The sequence below is a fragment of the Pseudomonas sp. B20(2017) genome, from assembly GCF_002113125.1.
Classification (GTDB): Bacteria; Pseudomonadota; Gammaproteobacteria; order Pseudomonadales; family Pseudomonadaceae; genus Aquipseudomonas.
Window position 1 is genome coordinate 51,225 of the sequence record NZ_NEJP01000024.1, and the last position, 19,042, is coordinate 70,266.

At 63.4% G+C, this 19,042-nt stretch carries 3 protein-coding genes (1 of these 3 running past the window's edge); all 3 read right to left on the reverse strand.

The features are described 5' to 3' along the window. Tightly spaced (each overlapping or abutting the next), the 3 genes in view from CAF63_RS26620 to CAF63_RS26630 form a layout consistent with a single transcriptional unit that may run on beyond the window. Window positions 1–3,228, reverse strand: coding sequence for an amino acid adenylation domain-containing protein (locus CAF63_RS26620; protein ID WP_085690368.1), 3,228 nt, complete (start codon window positions 3,226–3,228; stop codon window positions 1–3). Beyond that, window positions 3,225–16,769, reverse strand: a complete 13,545-nt coding sequence (locus CAF63_RS26625; RefSeq protein WP_085690367.1) for a non-ribosomal peptide synthetase — start codon at window positions 16,767–16,769, stop codon at window positions 3,225–3,227. Before CAF63_RS26625 ends, CAF63_RS26620 begins: the two co-directional genes overlap by 4 nt. Then, window positions 16,769–19,042: the final stretch of a non-ribosomal peptide synthetase gene (locus CAF63_RS26630; protein ID WP_085690366.1), read on the reverse strand. It continues 10,056 nt past the right edge of the window; the window shows 2,274 of its 12,330 coding nt (coding positions 10,057–12,330); its start codon lies beyond the right edge, outside the window; its stop codon occupies window positions 16,769–16,771. Before CAF63_RS26630 ends, CAF63_RS26625 begins: the two co-directional genes overlap by 1 nt.

Sequence of the window (19,042 nt, forward strand, 5' to 3'; positions counted from 1 at the left end):
TCAACCGTTCTGAGCCGCCTTAGCGGCCTGCAACTGGCGCGCCTGCTCAGCCAGCCGCGCCTTGTCTTCCGGGCTCATGGCATCCATGCGCAAGCGCACCTGGGCGAGTTTCTCCAGTTGCCCGGGGCTGCTTTCCACCGCCCGCAAGGCGAGCGCCAGTGACGCCACGGTCGGATGATCGAACACCAGACCCGGATGAACATCGCACTGCAACAGCTTGCGAATCCCCGCCACCAGTTTGATCACCAGCAACGAATGGCCGCCGGCTGCAAAAAAGTCGCGATCGATTCCCAGCCGTTCAAGCCCGAGCAATTGCCCCATGCGCGCAGCAAGCAATTGTTCCAGCGCATCACGCGGCGCCTGACCCTCATCATCCGCCGCACTCGCGGCCAACTGCTGCAAGGCCTTGCGATCGATCTTGCCGTTGGCCAGTCGCGGGAAGCGTTCGAGCAGTTGCAGATGTTGCGGCACCATCACGCCCGGCAGGCGCGCCGCCAGTTCATTGCGCAGCGTCTGCGGCAGATCGCTCGTGACACCCTGCGCCACGGCAAAGGCCAGCAGCCCTTGCTCGGCAGAAGCCGCCGGCAATACCAGGGCTTCGCTCACCTGCGGCAGACGCAGCAGTTCAGCTTCGATCTCCGCCAGCTCGATGCGGAACCCGCGCACCTTGACCTGCTGATCGCGACGACCGTGCAACTGGATCGACAGATCCGGGCGATAGCGCGCCAGGTCACCGGTGCGATACAGGCGCTGCGCCGGATCGAACGGACTCTGAATGAAAGTCTGTGCATCGGCCGGAGCATTGAGATAACCCCGGCACAACTGCGCACCGCCCAGATACAGCTCACCGATGACACCCACCGGGGCCAGCCGCAAGTCGGCGTCCAGCACGTAAACCTGATTGTTACCCAGCACCTGACTCAGCGCCGCGCAGTCCGCAATGTCACCGGACAAGGACAGCGGATGAACCAGCACGCCCACCGTGGATTCGGTCGGGCCATAGTGGTTGAACACCCGGCAGTCACTGCGCAGACGAGCAATGCGCTCGATCAGCGGCGCGGCAATCGGTTCGCCACCCAGAATCAGCGTGCCCGGCACCGTCGCCCGCTCACCGTCAAGCAACGCTGCCAGATGCGAAGGTACGATTTTCAGGCAGTCGATCTGCTGTTGTTGCAGGTAGTCGGCAAACAAGGCGCCATCCTGCATCTGCTCATCACTGGCAACATGCAGCGTCGCACCGTTGAACAGGGCACCGAACAACGCGGTGTTGCCCAGGTCCGCCGCCACCGTGGAGCTGAAACCGACGTGACGGCACGACGCCAGACCCAGCGCTTCACTGGCCTGCGCCGTGTAGTTGAGCAGTTGCCGGTGTTCGATCACTACACCTTTGGGCACGCCGGTCGAGCCGGAGGTGAACAGCACATAAGCGATGTCGTTACCACGGGTTTCCAGCGCCGACAGCGGCGCATCTGCCGCCCCGGACACTTCGGCCAACGTGCTCGCCTTCAGCGGTTGACCTTCCCAGCCGCCCGGATGCGCGGCATCGGTGAGCAACAAGGCAGCGCCCGCCTGTTCCAGCATCAACGCCTGTCGGGCCTGCGGCCATTGCACATCGAGCGGCAGATACGCCGCGCCGATGCGCCACGCCGCGAGCATCGCAATCACCAGATCCGCCGAACGCGGCAGCGCCAACGCGACAATGGCGTCACGCCCCAGGCCTTGCGCAATCAAACCTTTCGCCAGTTGCTCGACCTGCGCCTGCAACTGGCTGTAACTCAGCTGTTGCTGGTTGTCGGTCAAGGCGATGGCCTCCGGAGTCCGGCTCGCAAAATCGGCGATGCGTTGTGGCAGATAACGGTTGTCGGCCAGCGCCTGCATCGGGGGATTGATCGCCAGCAGTCGCCGGGTTTCGGCGGCGCCCAACAGGTTGAGCTGCGCCAGCTCGGCTTGCGGTTGAGCGACGATGGACGCGAGCAGCACACCGAACTGTTCCAGCACGGTACGTGCCACTGCCGTCGGATAACGGTCGCCGGCAAAGTTCAAGCGCAACGCTTCCAGACCGTCAGCGTCGTTCAGTTCGACCTGCAGCGACCACTCGAAAGCATCTCGTTGAACGAGCGCAACAGGATCCGGCGTCCAGCGCAGGCCATCGACCGTTTCCGTCCTGATCGTGCGACCGAGGGCAAAACCATAAGCCGGACGCGCCGCTTCGGCAGCCAGCTCCGGTGCCCAGTATTCCTGCCACGTGCGTTGTTCTTCCAGCGTGGCGTTCAGCTCGACCAGCCACTGGCTGAACGTTGTTGTACCCGGCAGCGTCACTTGCAACGGCAGGGTCCGCTCGAACACCCCGGTGGCGCGGGCAAAATAGTCATAGTCGGCACGGCTGTCATGACGCACGCCGACCAACATCTGATCACGCCCGCTCAAGCGTGCGAGCAACACCCACCACGCACCTTGCAGCAGTGTGGCGAGAGGTTGTTCAAGGGTCTCGGCCAGGCGCTGCAAGCCGTCACGCAGCGCGGGTTCCAGCGTCAACGATTGCCGTGCGTCAGCCGCCGAAGCACCGCCGCTGATCCGCGAAGCCAGCCATGGCGTGGCCGTGTCAGCCTGCACGCCGTGCAGGTGGTTCTGCCAATAAGAGCGCGCGGTGGCCGCGTCTTCATCGAGCACCACTTCGCTGCGCCATTCCAGGTACTGAGCGAATTCACCCGCCTCGTCCTCTTCCGTCGCCGGCGCCTGACCACAGGCCTGCTGCAGGTGTTGGCGGATCAGGTTGAGCGTCGGTTCATCGGCACTGTGCCGGGCGACACCCAGCACCAGTTGCCATTGCTGTGGCGCCAGGCGGTACAGCACGGCCTGGGTGTTCTGCGATTCACCGATCACGAATGCCCGGGCCGCCCATTCCTCGATCTTCGCCCGGACCTCATCCGCCGACTGCTCACCGCTCTGCACCGTCAGAGGAAAGCGTTCGGCCCCCTCGGCCCGTTGCCGCCAGCCATGGAAACCCGCCACCTTGACCAGCCGCGCCAGCAGCATCGACTGTTGCACCAGCAGCGTGTCCAGCGCCGCTTGCAGACGCTGCGGGTCGAGGTCACCGTCGATGACCAGACTCAGCCAGCGCAGCGCCTCGCCGCAGGTCGCCGTGGTCGACAAGCGTTCAACCACCGCCTGCTGCTCGGGGGTCAGGGCGAAACCCGGATCCTGCGTGTCCATCGATACGTCGTTCATGCTCCGGTTTCCTCGGTATTCAATGCGTCCTGGGCGTTCGGTTCGGTCGACGCCGGGCGTGCAAGGCTGCTGTGGTCATACATGTCACCCATGGCGACGACGATTTTGCGCGGCCCCTCGAAAGGATCGCGGGCATGGGCCACCAGCATGTTGTCGAGCAGGATCACATCGCCCTTCTGCCAGTCGAAGCGCACCGCGCACTCTTCGTACAGATCACCGATGCGCTGCATCACTTCGTCCTCGATCGGTGTGCCGTCGCCGTAGAACACATGACGCGGCATGCGCTCCAGACCGAACATCGACAGCAGGTCTTCACGCACATCTGGCTCCAGCCAGTAGATGTGGTGCAGTTGCACCTGGTTGAAGAACGATTTCGCGCCAGTGATTGGGTGACGGATCACCGCCGGCCCAGGGGTGCGGGTCTGTAACTCGTTGTTGTCGAGCCAGCGCCACTGGATACCGCCGGCCCGGCAACGGGCCTCGACTTCGGCGCGGTCTTCGGTCTTGAAGAAGTGCTGCCACGACACATCGAGGTTGTCGGTAAAAGTGCGCACGTACAGCAAGCCCTTGGACTCGAACTTGTCGCGCAGGTCCGCCGGCAGTTTTTCGTACATCAACCGGCAATCCACCACCGGCGTCGCACCACCGACCGGCGCGGCCACTTCGCAATAGAACATCTGCTTGCGCGGCCAGCGATCCTGATGGGAGCTCTCGTTGTGGAACAGGATCATCTTGCGTTCCGGGTACGGCGTGGAGCGGTAGGTGTTCTTGCCGCCCTCTTTCTTCGGCAGGTCGCCGTACTGGCCGTACAGCCCCGGCTGGACCGCTTCGGCGAAGGCTTCGAAACCCTGGATGCCATCCAGCTCGAAACCGCGGAACAGGATGCCGGCGTGTTCGGCCAGCTTCTGCTCGATCAAGGGCCGGTTGTGGTGGATCCACTCGACCAGATCCAGATGCGGCTCGTTCGGCTCCATCAGCAGCGGGAACGGCTGTGGCGCGCACAGCAGCGATTCACGCACAGGTTGCGGGCGAACCTTGGCGACCGGGGTGGCGGAACGTTTGAGGAACTTGCCGAGCTTGTCGGCCTTGGCTCCGGGGGCGGCGGTGGACGCGGTGGCCACTGCGCGGTTGTCGACTGGCATGCTGATAGCTCCCAATTGAATGTCCTGATCAGCGACGATCTGTTCCAACAGGGCTATCCAGGCCTTGACCAGGTACTGAATGCGCTCGTGTCCGAACAAGGTTGTGGCGAATTGCCAATTACCCAGCAATTGCCCTTCTTCTTCGTCAACGAACAATGCCATGTCGAATTTAGAATGCGTCTGCAGTGCCGCCAGCGGCTCGACGCTCAGGTCACCCATCGATTGCGTGCGTCCCGGCAGGTTGTTCATCACGAACAACACCTGCACCAGCGGGTTCATGCCCTTGTGCCGAGGCACGCCACAGGACTCGACGATCATGTCCAGCGGCAGGTCCTGATGCTCCAGCGCACCCAGCAGGTTGTCCTGGGTGCCGGCGAGGAATGCCGAGAAGCGTGCTTGCGCATCGAAGCGTGAGCGCAGCGGCAGCACGTTGACGAAAAACCCGATCAGGCGCTCCAGCTCCGGCTGCTCACGCCCGGCGACGTCGGCGCCGACCAACACATCGTCACGGCCGCCGAACCGATGCAACAACACCTGAAACGACGCCAACAGCGTGCTGTACAGGGTCACACCGGCTTCACCCGACAATTTGCGCAGTGCCTGGCTCAAGTCCGGTGTCAGGCGGAACTGCACCGCATCGCCATCGTAGGACGCGGACTGCCCGCGCGGCTTGTCCAGCGGCAGATCGAGCTGGCCGCTGTAGCCATCCAGCCGCTCCTTCCAGTACGCCGCCTGCTGGCCGAGAATCCCGCGTTGTTCGAGTTCCTGCTGCCACAGGGCAAAGTCGGAGTACTGCACTTCCAGCGCCGGCAGTGGCGTCGCGTCGCCCGCCTTGCCCAGTTCGTAGATCTGCACCAGTTCATTGATCAGCACCCCCATCGACCAGCCGTCAGAGATGATGTGGTGCATCGAGAACAGCAGCACATGCTCGGTCGCCGACAGATGCAGAATCCGTCCACGCCACAGCGGCGCCTGCTCCAGATCGATCGGTGTGCGGGCGTTGTCCAGCGCCGCTTGCGCCACATGTTCCTCCTGGGCGCTGCGGGACAGGCCGGACAAGTCGATGACCGGGAAGTCCACCTCGACCTGCTCGCAGATCACGGCAATCGGATCGCCTTCATCATCCTGTGAGTACGCCGTGCGCAGCACTTCATGCCGCTGCACGACCTCGGCAAAACTGCCCACGAACCGCTCGGCCGACAGCTCGCCGCGCAAGCGCAAGGCCAGCGGCATGCCGTAGGCGGAACTGCCGCCGGACAACTGCTCGGCCACCCACAGACGACGTTGCACCAGCGACAGCGGTGCCGTCTGCTTACTGCCAAAAGCCTTGAGCGGCACGCTCTGACTGCCGGCGCCGACGTCTTCTTGGGCCTGACTCATCCAGGCCGCCAGATCCTTCAGACGCGGATGGTTGAACAGATCCCGCAAACTCAACGGGCTGCTGCCCAGTTTGCGCAAGCGCGATATCGCCTGCGTCGCCAGCAGCGAGTGGCCACCCAGTTCGAAGAAATGATCCTCGCGGCCCACGCGGTCAAGCTCCAGAACGTTCTGCCAGATCGTCGCGATCTGCTGCTCCAGCGCCCCCACCGGCGCGACAAACTCACCACTCGCGGCGCCCGCTTCGACGCCAGGCAGTGCCTTGCGATCGATCTTGCCGTTGGGAGTCAGCGGCAGGCTGGCGAGGAACAAGACATGGGCCGGGATCATGTAGTCCGGCAAATGTTCCTTCAAACGAGCCTTGAGCTCGTCACGCAGCACACCCTGCGCAGTCGAATCACCGCCGGCCACAGCAGGATCGTCGTAAACCACATAAGCCACCAGTTGCGCACTCACCGCCCCCGGTTGCGCAATCACCAGCGACTGCTGCACACCCGGCACCTGCATCAGACGGGCCTCGATTTCTCCCAGCTCGATGCGGAATCCGCGGATCTTCACCTGATGGTCGATACGGCCGACGTACTGCAAGGTGCCGTCGGGCTGATAACGGGTCAGGTCACCGGTGCGGTACAGGCGCTCGCCATTGCCGGCGAACGGATTCGGCACAAACTTCTCGGCCGTCATCGCCGCGCGGCCTAGATAGCCACGGGTAACCCCGGCGCCAGCCAGATACAGCTCGGCGGCGACACCCAGCGGTGCCGGTTGCAGATCGGCGCCCAGCAGGTAGCTGGCGGTGCCGGTCAGCGGCCGGCCGATATTCGCCTGACCACCCGCCTCGCGACGGGTCCAGGTCGAATAGGTGGTGTCTTCGGACGGGCCATAGAGATCGTAAACGTGCGCAATGTTTGCCTGCCGGTACAGCGTGTCCACCAGGCTTTGCTTGAGCGGTTCACCGGCCAGATTGATGATGCGCACGCTCGACGGAATATCGCCGGCGTCCTGCAAGGCATTGATCGCCGAAGGCACGGTATTGATCAGGCGCACCTGATCACGGGCCGGCAGATTCGGCAGTTCCAGGGCGTTGCGGGCGATGATCAGCGAGCCGCCGTTGGCCAGGGTCACGAACAGCTCCCACACCGACAGGTCGAAGCACACCGAAGTCGATGCCAGCACACCTTGAATGTCGTCGCGGCTGTAGACGCCCTTCGACCACTCAATCAGCGCCTGGACGTTGCGATGGGTGATCGACACGCCTTTCGGCTTGCCGGTGGAACCGGAGGTGTAGATCACGTACGCAAGGTTGTCAGCGGTCACTGCGGTGGCCGGCGCCTGACTGCCATAAGCCGTCAGGTCCAGTTGATCCACGCGCAGCACCTGAGTGTCGCCACCGACATTGAGTTGCGCGGCCACTTCGGTCTCGGACAACAGCACCCGTGCACGGCTGTCCTCAAGCATGTAGGCCACGCGATCCGCCGGGTAATCCGGGTCCAGCGGAACATAGGCGCCACCGGCCTTGAGCACCGCGAGCAAGGCGACCAACAGGCTGTCGGAACGCTGCATGGCCACGCCGACCCGCACTTCCGGGCCGACCCCGGATTCGATCAACCTGTGCGCGAGGCGGTTGGCCCGGGCATGGATTTCCCGGTAGCTGAACGTCTGCTGTGCAAACGTCACGGCCAGTGCATCCGGCTGGGCAGCGACCTGGCGGTCGATCATCTGATGGATGCACAACGCGTCGACGTTGGCGCTTTCGATGTGATTCCAGTCATGCAACATCCGTTGTTGCTCGGCGTCTTCCAGCAGGTTCAACTCACCCAGGCAACGTTCGGCATTGACGCTCATCTGCATCAGCAGTTGCTGCAACTGGCACGCCAGTTTCACCACGCTGTTTGCGGCAAAGCGGTTGTTCTGATAACCGAAGTGCACGGTCATCTGCTCGTCGAGGTTGACCATCAGCGTCAGCGGGTAACTGGTCTGCTCGTAGCGGTCGGCTTCGCCGAACTTCAGATCCTGGGATTCGGCCTGTTGCAAGGCTTCGGCAATCGGGTAGTTCTCGAACACCAGAATGTTGTCGAACAGCGCTTCACCGCCCTGCCCGGCCCAACGCTGGATGTCGAACAGCGGCGTGTGTTCCTGCTCGCGCAGCAGCAGGTTCTGCGCCTGCACCTGTTGCAACCATTCGGACAACGGCTGCTCGGCACGCGGGCTGGCGATCACCGGCAAGGTGTTGATGAACAGACCGATCTGCCCCTCGACCCCGCTCAACTGCGCCGGACGCCCGGACACCGTGGCGCCGAAGCTGACGGTCGACTGGCCGGTGTAACGCTGCAACAGCAACAGCCACGCCGCCTGCACCACGGTGTTGACCGTGACTTTCTGCGCACGGGCGACCCGGTTCAGGTCAGCGGTCGCCACCGTGTCCAGCGTCAGCAGGTATTCGCCTTGCCCGGTGACTGTTGAATCGTCGGTGCGCGGCAGGCTGTCGCCCAGATAGGTCGGCGCATCGAAGTCGGCCAGTTGGCCCTTCCAGAAGTTCTCGGTGACCTGCGCGTCCTGCTGCGCCAGCCACTCAATGTAATCGCGATAACGACCGGCTCCGGCAAGCGGGGCCACGCCGTGGTAGCGCTGCAACACTTCGCCCAGCAACTGCGAGTTGCTCCAGCCGTCCATCAGGATGTGATGGCTGGTATAGATCAGGTGATAGCGTGCGGCGGCGACTTGCACCACCACCAGACGCAGCAGCGGTGCGCTGTGCAGATCGAAACCCTGCACCCGTTGCGCCTGCTCCAGTTCACTCAAGGCCTGATCCAGATCGCTGCGCTCGCGCCAGTCCAGCACAGTGAACGGCACCGGCAGATCCTTGTGCACCACTTGCAGCGGACGAGTGAACTCACCTTCCCAGACAAAACCGCTGCGCAGTACGTCGTGAGCATCCAGTGCCGCTTGCCAGGCATCGCGGAAGCGCTCGACCTGCAGGCCGTCGACGGCGACGCACATCTGGTTGATGTAATCGCCCGCCTGCTGCTCGTACAGGCTGTGGAACAGCATGCCCTGCTGCATCGGCGAGAGCGGATACAGATCCTGCACTTCCCGCGCCGGGATCGTCAGTGTGTCGAGTTGCGCCTGCGTCACGCCGGCCAGCGGGAAGTCCGAAGGCGTCAGGCCTTCGCTGCCCGGGGTCAGGCAATGGCCGATCAGTGCCGCCAGTTCGTCGGCGTAATCCTGTGCAAGCCGCTCGATGGTTGAGCTGTCGAAGCGCTCCGAACTGAACGTCCAACCCACACGCAACTCGCCGCCGTACACCTGACCGTTGAGGGTCAGCCAGTTGCCCAGTGGCGCGTCGGGGCTCTGATCAAGACCGGCGTTCTCCGGCGTCGGCGCGAACAGCGCGCCGTCATCGGCCTCGAAGCTGCCGTCGAACTGACCGAGATAGTTGAAGGTGATGCGCGGGGTCGGCAACGCCTTCAGGCTGCTTTGCGCGTCGGCATCGCCGAGGTGACGCAATGCACCGAAACCGATGCCCTTGTTCGGGATCGAGCGCAGTTGTTCTTTGATCTGTTTGATCGAATCGCCCGCGCCTTCGGCCGGGGTCAGACGCACCGGGAACAGACTGGTGAACCAGCCCAAGGTGCGGGTCAGGTCGACGCCGTCGAACAGCTCTTCACGACCGTGACCTTCCAGTTGAATCAGCGTCGATGCGTGCCCGCTCCAGCGCCCGATGACCCGGGCCAGCGCGGTCAGCAGCAGGTCGTTGACCTGGGTGCGATAGGCCGCCGGGGCTTCTTGCAACAGTTGTCGGGTCAGGTTCGCATTGAGGCGGGTCTGCACGGTCTGCGCCAGACGGTTCTGTTGGCCGGCGTCAAGGCGTTTGCACGGCAGATCGGTGCTGACGTCGCTCAGGCAGGCCTGCCAGTACGCCAGTTCTTCCTGCAACGCCGGGCCGTTGGCGTAGCGTTGCAAGTGTTCGCTCCAGTCCTTGAAGGCACTGGTCTTGGCCGGCAGGCTCAGGGCCTGACCGTTGATGGCTTGCTGATAGGCGCTCTGCAGATCTTCCAGCAGAATCCGCCACGACACGCCGTCCACTGCCAGGTGATGGATCACCAGCAACAGACGTTGCGTGCCGTCAGCCAGGTTGGCCAGCACCGCCCGCAGCAACGGACCGTTTTGCAGGTCGAGGCTGCGCTGGGCGCGGTTGCCCAACGCTTCGAGATCCGCGATGTCGGCAATGGTTTCCTGCCAGAGCAGGTCTTGCGCCAATGCGTCCACCGCCAGGTGTTCGGCCTGCCAGACGCTGCCCTGCTGGCTGAAGCTCAGACGCAAGGCATCGTGATGAATGACCAGCGCTCGCAGCACTTGCTCAAGCGTGTCGGCCGCCAGCCGTTGATTCGGCTTGAGCAGCACCGACTGGTTCCAGTGGTGACGCTCGGGAATCTCGTCCTCGAAGAACTGCTGCTGGATCGGCAACAGCAACGCCGGGCCGGTGACCGGCTGCTGATCGATGGTCGACTCGCTGTCACCGATCTGCGCCACCAGTGCCAGACGCTGGATGGTCTGGTGCTGGAACAGGTCTTTGGGATTCAGGCGGATACCGGCCTGACGGGCACGGCTGACCACCTGGATCGAGATGATCGAATCGCCGCCCAGCTCGAAGAAGTTGTCGTTCAGACCGACTTGCGGAAGCTTCAGCACGTCTTGCCAGATCTCGGCCAGACGCTGCTCCATGACGCTTTGCGGCGCCTGATAAACCTGTTGCGACTGACTGGCGTCCGGCGACGGCAAGGCACTTCGGTTGAGCTTGCCGTTGGCGGTCAATGGCAATTGTTCGAGCAGCAACAGGTGCGCCGGAATCATATGATCCGGCAGGTTTTCCTTGAGTTCGGCGCGCACGCGGTCGCGCCACTCGGCTTGTTCGACGGTGCTGGCTTGCAGCACCTCGGCATTGCTCGGCACCAGGTACGCGACCAGTTGCTGACCGCTCAAACCCGGTTGCGCCAGCACCACGGCCTGACGCACGGCGGATTGCTCCAGCAACTGCGCTTCGATCTCACCGAGCTCGATGCGGAAACCGCGAATCTTCACCTGATGGTCGATCCGCCCGATGTATTCGATCACACCGTCGGCGCGATAGCGCGCCAGGTCGCCGGTGCGATACAGACGCCCACCATCGGCGGCAAACGGATCGGGAATAAAGCGCAGCGTGGTCAGGTCCGGACGGTTCAGATAACCCCGGGCCAGACCGGCACGACCGACGTACAGCTCACCGATGCAGCCCTTGGCCACCGGGTTCAGGTCGCCATCGAGCAAGTACCACGACAGGTCAGGGATCGGCTCGCCGATCGGACTGCTGGCGTCACGTTGCAGATCGGCCAGCGAAATCGGCCAATAGGTTACGTGAACCGTGGTTTCGGTGATGCCGTACATGTTGATCAGTTGCGGCGTCTGATCACCGAATCGCTCGAACCATGGGCGCAGGCTCTTGACCTCCAGCGCCTCGCCGCCGAACACCACGTAACGCAGCGACGGTTGCATCGCCGCGTGTTCCGGGGCGCACGCCACTTGCATCAGTTGCTTGAACGCCGACGGTGTCTGGTTGAGGACGGTGATCCCTTCACGGCACAGCAAAGCGTAGAAATCTTCCGGCGAGCGGCTGGTCTCGTACGGCACCACCACCAGTTTGCCGCCGTACAGCAGCGCCCCGAAGATCTCCCACACCGAAAAGTCGAACGCGTAGGAATGGAACAGGCTCCACACGTCCTGTGGGCCGAAATCGAACCATGCATCGGTGGCTTCAAACAGGCGCAGCACGTTGCGGTGAGCCAGCAAGGTGCCCTTCGGCTGACCGGTAGAGCCGGAGGTGTAGATCACGTAAGCCAGATTGTCCGGGCTCATGTTCACTTGCGGATTGGCGTCGCTGTAGCTTTCCAGACCATCGCGATCCTGATCGAGCATCAGGCTGCGCACCGAGTCCGGCACCGGCAGACGGCCGAGCAGATGACTCTGGGTCAGCAGCAGGCCGATGCCGCTGTCGCCGATCATGTAGGCCAGGCGTTCTTCGGGATAGCTCGGGTCAAGCGGCACATAGGCGCCGCCGGCCTTGAGGATCGCCAGCAGGCCGACCAGCATGTCCAGGCTGCGCTCCACCGCCAGGCCGACGCGCACGTCCGGGCCGACACCGCTGGCAATCAGCTTGTGGGCCAACTGGTTGGCACGGCTGTTCAGTTCACCGTAGCTCAAGACCTGCTCGCCATAGGTCACGGCAACCGCCTGCGGCCCACGTTCGGCCTGGGCTTCGATCAGCGTGTGCAGGCAGCGTTCGCTCGGGAAATCGACGGTGGCCGGGTTCCATTGCAGCAGCGTGGCCTGATGCTCGGCGGCGTCATGCAGCGGCAGATCGGCGATGCGTTGTCCGGCGTCGGCGACGATGCCGTCCAGCAGGTTGAGCCAGTGCCCGGACAGACGAGTAATGGTCGCGGCATCGAACAGATCGGTGGCGTAAGTCAGTTCGGCCCAGACGTTGTCTGTCGATTCAAAAGTATTAAGGGTCAGGTCGAACTGAGCGGTGTTGGAAGCCCAGTTCAAGCCTTCGATTGCAATCTTCGGCAGGCGGGTTGCGCCCTCGGCCTGACGCGCCTGGCTCTGGTGATTGTGCAGCACCTGGAACAGCGGACTGTGGCTCAGGCTGCGTTCCGGTTGCAGCGCGTCGACCAGTTGCTCGAACGGCAGATCCTGATGCGCCTGGGCGCCGAGCACGGTGTTTTTCACCTGCTGCAACAGGTTGCGGAAGCTCTGCTGGCTGTCGAACTCGGCCTTCAACACCTGAGTGTTGACGAAGAAGCCGATCAGGCCTTCGGTCTCGACCCGGTTGCGGTTGGCCACCGGCACGCCGACGCGAATGTCGGCCTGACCGCTGTAGCGATGCAGCAATGTCTGGAACGAGGCCAGCAACAGCGCGAACAGCGTGACGTTTTCCCGTTGCGCGACCTGCTTGAGTGCACTCGCCAGTTCGAGGCTGAGCGGAATGTCCTGGCGAGCACCGCGATAACTTTGTTCGGGCGGGCGCGGACGGTCGGTCGGCAACTCCAGCAACGGCTGGTCGCCGTCACCCAGTTGCGCGGTCCAGTAATTGAGTTGACGCTCGCGCTCGCCGGCGTCCATCCACTGCCGTTGCCACACGGCGTAGTCGGCGTATTGCACCGGCAACGTCGGCAAATCAGCGTCGCGGCCCTGACTGTAAGCGGCATACAGCGCGATCAGTTCATTGACCATCACACCCATCGACCAGCCATCGGAGACGATGTGATGCAGGGTGATGACCAGCGCGTGGTCATCGACGGCCAGACGCAATAGTTTGACCCGCAGCAACGGGCCTTGCTGGAGATTGAACAAGTGCAGGGTTTCTTCCGCGACCAGCGCTTGCAGCGCCGCATCATCCAGATCAGCAGCGACGTTCTGTACCTGCAGATCCAGTACGCCTTGGGCCTGGATCACTTGTAGCGTCTGGCCCTGCTGTTCAACGAAGCAGGTGCGCAGGGACTCATGGCGGGCGATCAGCGTTTCGAAGCTGCGCTGCAACGCCGGCAGATCGAGTTCGCCGCGCAGGCGCAGTGCCGATGGAACGTGGTAAGCAGTGCTGGTCGGTTCCAGTTGCCAGAGGAACCACTGGCGTTCCTGAGCGTAAGACAGTGCCAGCGGTTGCAACCGCGACAGCGGCACGATTGGCGGTTCCTGATGAGCCCGCTCAACACCCAGCGCAGCGACGAAATCTTCCAGAATGCTGTGTTCGAACAGGGTGCGCAGCGGAACCTGCACGTTCAGCGCCTGACGCACCCGCGAAACCACCTGGGTCACCAGCAGTGAGTGACCGCCGAGTTCAAAGAAGTTGTCGCTCAGTCCCACCCGTTCCAGCTTGAGCACCGTTTGCCAGATTTCGGCGACGGTGTGCTGGGTGGCGGTCTGCGGCGCGACGTAGGTCGATTGCAGTTGGCTGGCGTCGGGTGCCGGCAAAGCCTTGCGGTCGACTTTGCCGTTGGGGGTCAGCGGCAGTTGCGCAAGGAACAACAGGTGCGCCGGCACCATGTATTCCGGCAGCTCGGCCTTGAGGCTGGCCTTGAGCGCGGAGCGCAAAGTGGCTTCGCCTTCAATGTCTGGCACTTCACCGCTGGCCGGTACGACGTAGCCCACCAGTTGCGGGCCGGTCGGGCCGTCCTGGGCAACCACCACCGTTTCGCGGACGCTGTCCAGCGCTAGCAGACGGGCTTCGATTTCACCCAGTTCAATCCGGAAACCACGGATCTTCACCTGATGGTCGATCCGCCCGATGTATTCGATCACGCCCTCGGCGCGATAACGGGTCAGGTCGCCGGTGCGGTACAGGCGTTCGCCGTTTTTCGAGAACGGGTCCGGGACAAAACGTTCGGCGGTCAGCGAAGGACGCTGGAAGTAACCCCGGGCCAGGCCGTCGCCCCCGATCAGCAGTTCGCCCGGCGCGCCGAGCGGGTTGAGTTCAAGGTCGCTGCCGAGGATGTACAGCGCGGTGTTGTCAATCGGGGTTCCAAGGAACGGACGGCTGTTGTCCACACTCAGCGCATGTTGTGCCGACCAGATGGTGGTTTCGGTCGGGCCGTACAGGTTCCACACCTGCGGCGTCAGCGCCAGCATGCGCCGGGCCAGTTCCTGGGACAGCGCTTCACCGCCGCACAGGAAGGTGCGCCCGGTCAGCGTCGCGGCGTGTTCATGGTCGAGCAGCATGCGCCAGGTCGAAGGCGTGGCTTGCAGCGTGCTGACGACGTGACGCTCGATCAGCTCCAGCACCGCTTGCGGGTCCTGATGTACATCCTTGCCGGTCAGCACCACGCAGGCACCGGCCAGCAGCGGGCCGTAGATTTCCAGGCCGAAAATGTCGAACGAAAAAGTGGTCAGCGACAACATGCGGTCAGCAGCGGCGATCCCCGGTTGCTCGACCATGCTGGTGACAAAATTGCTCAGGGCTGCATGGCGCACCATCACGCCTTTCGGCTTGCCGGTGGAACCCGAGGTGTAAATCGTATAGGCCAGGTGTTCGCCGTCGACTGCAACATCCGGCGCGGTCTGCGGATAAGCCGCCAGCCAGTCCTGTGGCTGATCGAGCAACAGCGTTTGCACACTCGCCGGGATCGGCAGTTGCGCCAGCAAAGGGGATTGGGTCAGCAACAGTTGCAGGCCGCTGTCTTCGATCATGTAGGCCAGGCGATCTTCCGGATACGCCGGGTCCAGCGGCACATAGGCACCGCCGGCCTTGAGGATCGCCAGCAGGCCGACGATCATTTCGGCGCTGCGCTCGACGGCAATGCCGACCAGACGATCCGGGCCGACGCCGGTTTCGATCAGCTTGTGCGCCAGTTGGTTGGCACGGCTATCGAGTTGCGCGTAAGTCAGCACGTCATCGCCGATGATCAGCGCCGTGGCCTCGGGCGACTGCTGCGCCTGCGAGGCAAAGCGCTGGTGCACGCAGCCGGCCTGTGCGCTGTGACCGGACTTGCGGAACCAGTCCTGCAACAGCACGCCGTGTTCTGCGTTTTCCAGCAAGGGCAACTCGCCGATCCGCCGGGTTGGCGCGGCGACGATACCTTGCAGCAGGTTCTGCCAGTGACGCGCCAGTCGCTCGACGGTTTCTGGCTTGAACAGGTCAGTGGCGTAAGACAGCTCGGCGGCGAAGCCATCGCCGGACTCGTAGGTGTTCAGGGTCAGGTCGAACTGCGCGGTACGCCCCTCCCAGGCCACGTCTTCGACGCTCAGTTGCGGCAACTGCGTCTGACCGGCCTGATCGCGGCTGCTCTGGTGGTTGTACATCACCTGGAACACCGGGCTGTGGCTCAGGCTACGCTCCGGTTGCAGGGCTTCGATCAGTTGTTCGAACGGCAGATCCTGATGGGCCTGGGCGGCCATTGCCGTTTGCTTGACCTGGGCCAGCAACTGGTTGAACGGCAGTTGTCCGCTGACCTCGGCATTCAGAACCTGAGTGTTGACGAAGAAGCCGATCAGGCCTTCGGTTTCCACCCGGTTACGGTTGGCGGTCGGCACGCCGACGCGGATCTGCGACTGGCCGCTGTAGCGATGCAGCAACGCCTGGAACGACGCCAGCAGCACCATGAACAGGCTCGCGCCTTCGCGCTGGGCCAATTGCTTGAGGGCGTCGCCGAGCCCGGCGGGCAGGCTCAGTTGCAACCGCGCGCCGCGCAGGCTTTGTACGGCCGGACGCGAGAAATCGATCGGCAGTTCCAGCACCGGTTGTTCGCCGCCCAGGGTCTTGACCCAATAGGCGAGTTGCCGTTCGCGCTCCCCCGCTTCCAGCCAGTGACGCTGCCAGATCGCGTAATCGGCGTATTGCACCTCAAGCGCCGGCAGGCTCAGCGGCTGGCCCGCCGTGTCGGCGGCGTAATGCTGGATCAGCTCGTTAACCAGCACTTTGATCGACCAGCCATCGGAGATGATGTGGTGCTGAATCAGCACCAGCACATGATCGTCGTCCGCTACTTTCAGCAACGAAACGCGCAACAGCGGGCCCTGCTGGAGGTTGAACGGGCGGGCGGTTTCGCTTTCGACGAAGGCCTTGATGGCCGCTTCCACCGCGTCGCCGTCGATGCCCGCCGGCAGCGGCTCGACAGCGATGGTCAGCGCCATCTGCGGGTGAATCACCTGGCAGAAACTTTCGCCCTGCTCGACGAACGTGGTGCGCAGACTTTCATGGCGCGCCACCACGGCATTGAAGCTGCGCTCCAGCGCCGCCACATCCAGCCGGCCCTTGAGGCGCAGGGCACTGGGAATGTGATACGCGGTGCTGTGCGGATCCATCTGCCACAGGAACAACTGGCGTTCCTGGGCGTAGGACAGCGGGATCGCCTCGAAGCTTGAGCGAGTCTCTGGAATCGGCAGGTTGGCCGGCGAGACGCCCTCTTCGAGCATCTTTTCCAGGTAGAGCTTACGTTTGTCCAGCGGCAGAGTGATAAAGCGCTTGGCAATCCTCAAAGCAACACTCGTGTCCATCAGACTTCCTCCATATCGTCAAGCAGGGCTTCCAGCTTGTTCAGTTTCTGTTCGTTGATTGCCCCGCCTCCTGTATTGAGGTGAGCGACAAAGTCGCTCAGGACGGGGTGCTGGAATAACAACTGCGGCGTCAGCGTCAGGCCCAGTTCGAGGGCGATGCGCGAAACCACGTTGACCGCCAGCAGCGAGTGCCCGCCCAGTTCGAAGAAGTGATCGTTCAGACCGACGCGTTCCACGGTGAGCACTTGCTGCCAGATAGCCGCGACCTGCTGCTCAAGCTCACTTTGCGGCGCGACATACGCGGCCTGCATCTGGCTGGCATCCACCGCTGGCAGGGCCTTCCGGTCGAGTTTGCCATTGGGGGTCAGTGGCAACTGCTCAAGGAACAACAGGTGCGCGGGGATCATGTAGTCAGGTAACGAAGACTTGAGGCCAGTCTTTAGTCCGTCGCGCTGTTGTCGCTGCGCTTCGCCGTCCTGCAGGTCCAGTGACGGAACCGCGACATACGCCACCAGTTGCGCCCCGCCCTCGGCCTCGACGGCCAGCACGGCCGCTTCGCTGACGCCCGGTTGCGCCAGCAGTCGCGCCTCGATTTCCCCCAGCTCGATCCGGAAACCGCGGATTTTCACCTGATGGTCGATCCGGCCCATGTACTCAAGCTCGCCGTCCTCGCGCTGACGGATCAGGTCGCCGGTGCGGTACAGCCGTTCGCCATTGCCCGCGAACGGATTGGGCACGAACTTTTCGGCGGTCATCGCCGCTTTGCCCAGGTAACCGCGCGTGACACCGGCACCGGACAGATACAACTCCGCCGAAACACCCTGCGGCACGACTTGCAGGTCTGCATCCAGCAAGTGGCTCGCGCTGTGGTTCAGCGCCCGACCGATACGCGCCTGGCCGCCGGCGGTGCGGCGGGTCCAGGTCGAGTAAGTGGTGTCTTCCGACGGACCGTACAGGTCGTAGACGTGCGCAAGGTTCGGCTGTTGGTACAGCGCGTCCACCAGCGTTTGCTTCAGCGGTTCACCGGCAAGGTTGATGATCCGCACGCCCGGCGGAATCTGCCCGGCGCGTTGCAGCGCATTGATCGCCGACGGCACGGTGTTGATCAGGCGCACCTGATCCCGGGCCGGCAGTTGCGGCAGCTCCAGTGCATTGCGCGCGATGATCAGCGAACCGCCATTGGCGAGAGTCACAAACAGCTCCCATACCGACAGGTCGAAGCACACCGACGTCGAAGCCAATACGCCCTGAATGTCGTCGCGGCTGTAGACCTTGGCCGACCAGTCGATCAGCGCCATGACGTTGCGATGGGCAATCGACACGCCCTTCGGTTGACCGGTGGAACCGGAGGTGTAGATCACGTATGCAAGGTTGTCCGGCGCCACGGTGGTTTGCGGAGCGTGAGTCGGATAGGCCTCCAGGACCACCTGGTCCAGCAGCACCACTCGGGTTTCGGTCGGCACGATCAGGGTCGCGGCGACGGCCTGTTCGGTCAGCAATACCCGCGCGCGACTGTCTTCGAGCATGTAGGCCACGCGGTCGGCCGGATAATCCGGGTCGAGCGGTACGTAGGCACCGCCAGCCTTGAGTACCGCCAGCAGCGCGACGAGCAACTGCTCGGAACGCGGCATCGCCACGCCCACCCGCACTTCCGGGCCGACCCCGAGCTCGATCAGTTTGTGCGCCAGGCGATTGGCCCGGGCATCCAGCTCGGCGTAAGTCAGACGGGTGTCGGCGAAAGTCACGGCCAGGGCATCCGGTCGGGCGACGACCTGACGCTCGATGCTCTGATGGATGCACAAGTCGGCGACGAAGTCGGTCACAACCGGTTGTTGACCCTGCGCATTCAGGCTCAGCTCGCTGAGCGAACGTTCACCGGCCTCTGTCATCTGGCCGAGCAGGCGCTGCAAGTGCTCGCCCAGTTGCGCCACGCTCGCGGGGGCGAAGCTGTCGTGCTGGAAGCTGAAATGCACCGACAGCTGCACGCCCATGTTCACCAGCAGGGTCAGCGGATAGTTGGTCTGCTCCTGATTGGCCACCGCACCGAAGCGCAGGCCTTGCGGCGCGCCGCGCTCCAGCGCTTCGGCAATCGGGTAGTTCTCGAACACCATCAGGCTGTCGAACAAGGCGTCACCGCCCTGCCCGGCCCAGCTTTGAATCTGCGCCAGCGGCGTGTGTTCGAACTCGCGCAGCGCCAGGTTCTGCGCCTGCACGCTTTGCAGCCAGCCGGTCAGGCTCTGATCCGCGCGCGGCTCGGCAATGACCGGCAAGGT

What these genes read in the sequence shown, in the direction of transcription:
- CAF63_RS26620 (WP_085690368.1), bottom strand. Translation starts at nt 3,228, where the DNA reads ATGAACGACGTATCGATGGACACGCAGGATCCGGGTTTCGCCCTGACC.
- CAF63_RS26625 (WP_085690367.1), bottom strand. Translation starts at nt 16,769, where the DNA reads ATGGACACGAGTGTTGCTTTGAGGATTGCCAAGCGCTTTATCACTCTG.